This is a genomic window from Corynebacterium sp. 32222D000AT (assembly GCF_053546955.1).
Genome location: NZ_JBPPVW010000035.1, coordinates 1 through 2,541 on the forward strand (window position 1 = coordinate 1; position 2,541 = coordinate 2,541).

At 54.1% G+C, this 2,541-nt stretch carries 1 rRNA gene; it reads left to right on the forward strand.

Going from position 1 to position 2,541, the window contains the following annotated elements:
• A 23S ribosomal RNA gene (locus ACEE23_RS11370) occupies positions 1-2,541 on the forward strand; the annotation flags it as partial.

The following is a 2,541-nucleotide window of genomic DNA, read 5'->3' on the forward strand; positions in this document are numbered from 1 at the left end:
TTGTTGTTGTCCCCGAGTAGCAACGGGCTCGTGGAATCTGTTGTGAATCTGCCGGGACCACCCGGTAAGCCTAAATACGTGCAATAACCGATAGTGTATTTAAGTACCGTGAGGGAATGGTGAAAAGTACCCCGGGAGGGGAGTGAAATAGTTCCTGAAACCATGTGCTTACAATCCGTCAGAGCACCTGTTGTGTGTGTGATGGCGTGCCTTTTGAAGAATGAGCCTGCGAGTCAGCGGCATGTCGCGAGGTTAACCCGTGTGGGGTAGCCGTAGGGAAACCGAATCCTAATGGGGTGTTGAGTGGCATGTCCTGGACCCGAAGCGGGGTGATCTACCCATGGCCAGTGTGAAGCAGCTGTAAGAGGTTGTGGAGGCGCGAACCCACGTAGGTTGAAAACTGCGGGGATGAGTTGTGGGTAGGGGTGAAAGGCCAATCAAACTCCGTGATAGCTGGTTCTCCCCGAAATGCATTTAGGTGCAGCGTTACGTAATGAGCCTAGTGGAGGTAGAGCTACTGGTTGGTTGAGCGGGACTACAATCTTAGCAACATCAGCCAAACTCCGAATGCCGCTAGTGTGTGCGTGGCAGTGAGACTGTGGGGGATAAGCTTCATAGTCGAGAGGGAAACAGCCCAGATCGCCGGTTAAGGCCCCTAAGGGTATGCTAAGTGGAAAAGGATGTGGGATCGCGAAGACAGCCAGGAGGTTGGCTTAGAAGCAGCCATCCTTGAAAGAGTGCGTAATAGCTCACTGGTCGAGTGGTTCTGCGCCGACAATGTAGTGGGGCTCAAGCATACCGCCGAAGCCGCGGCAACAATTTTTTGTTGGGTAGGGGAGCGTCGTGCACGTTGTGAAGCAGTATCGTAAGGCGCTGTGGAGTGTGTGCGAGTGAGAATGCAGGCATGAGTAACGAATTGGTAGGTGAGAATCCTACCCGCCGGATGACTAAGGGTTCCTGGGTCAAGTTCGTCTTCCCAGGGTGAGTCGGGACCTAAGGCGAGGCCGACAGGCGTAGTCGATGGATAACCAGTTGATATTCTGGTACCCGTATATCCGCGCCCAATGGTAAAGCAGTGATACTAACCACCCATGCCACTATGTACTTGCCCTTTCGGGGGTTGGTCGTGGTTGGTGTGCGTGGGGCCTGAACTGTGGTCCAAGCGATGGGGTGACACAGGTTGGTAGCCATGCCACTGAGTGGATTGTTGGTGTAAGCGTGCAGACTGTGGTGTAGGTTAAATCCGCACCACATAAGGTCGAGGCGTGATGCGTAGCCCGTAGGGGTGAAGTTGGTGATCCTGTACTGTCGAGAAAAGCCTCTAGTGAGTGGGTGTACGGCCCGTACCCTAAACCGACACAGGTGGTCAGGTTGAGTATACTAAGGCGTTCGGGTGAACTGTGGTTAAGGAATTCGGCAAAATGCCCCCGTAACTTCGGGAGAAGGGGGGCCACTGCTGGTGCCGCATCCAAGCGGTGTGTGTGCTGGTGGTGGTCGCAGAGAATAGAGGGGTCCGACTGTTTATCAAAAACACAGGTCCATGCGAAGACGTGAAGTTGATGTATATGGACTGACGCCTGCCCGGTGCTGGAAGGTTAAGAGGACCTGTTAGGAACTTTGGTTCCGAAGCGGAGAATTTAAGCCCCAGTAAACGGCGGTGGTAACTATAACCATCCTAAGGTAGCGAAATTCCTTGTCGGGTAAGTTCCGACCTGCACGAATGGCGTAACGAGACCTCTGCTGTCTCAACCACAGGCCCGGTGAAATTGCATTACGAGTAAAGATGCTCGTTACGCGCGGCAGGACGAAAAGACCCCGGGACCTTCACTATAGCTTGGTATTGGTATTTACTATCGTTTGTGTAGGATAGGTGGGAGACGTTGAGACTATCACGCTAGTGGTGGTGGAGTCGTTGGTGAAATACCACTCTGATGGTAGTGGATGCCTGAACCTTGGCCCATGATCTGGGTTGGGGACAGTGCCTGGTGGGTAGTTTAACTGGGGCGGTTGCCTCCCAAAATGTAACGGAGGCGCCCAAAGGTTCCCTCAGCCTGGTTGGCAATCAGGTGGTGAGTGTAAGTGCACAAGGGAGCTTGACTGTGAGAGTGACGGCTCGAGCAGGGACGAAAGTCGGGACTAGTGATCCGGCACCTACTTGTGGATGTGGTGTCGCTCAACGGATAAAAGGTACCCCGGGGATAACAGGCTGATCTTCCCCAAGAGTCCATATCGACGGGATGGTTTGGCACCTCGATGTCGGCTCGTCGCATCCTGGGGCTGGAGTAGGTCCCAAGGGTTGGGCTGTTCGCCCATTAAAGCGGCACGCGAGCTGGGTTCAGAACGTCGTGAGACAGTTCGGTCTCTATCCGCCGCGCGCGTTGAAACTTGAAGAAGGCTGTCCCTAGTACGAGAGGACCGGGACGGACGTACCTCTAGTGTGCCAGTTGTCACGCCAGTGGCAGGGCTGGTTGGCTACGTACGGGAGGGATAACCGCTGAAAGCATCTAAGCGGGAAGCCTGTTTTAAGATGAGGTTTCATTA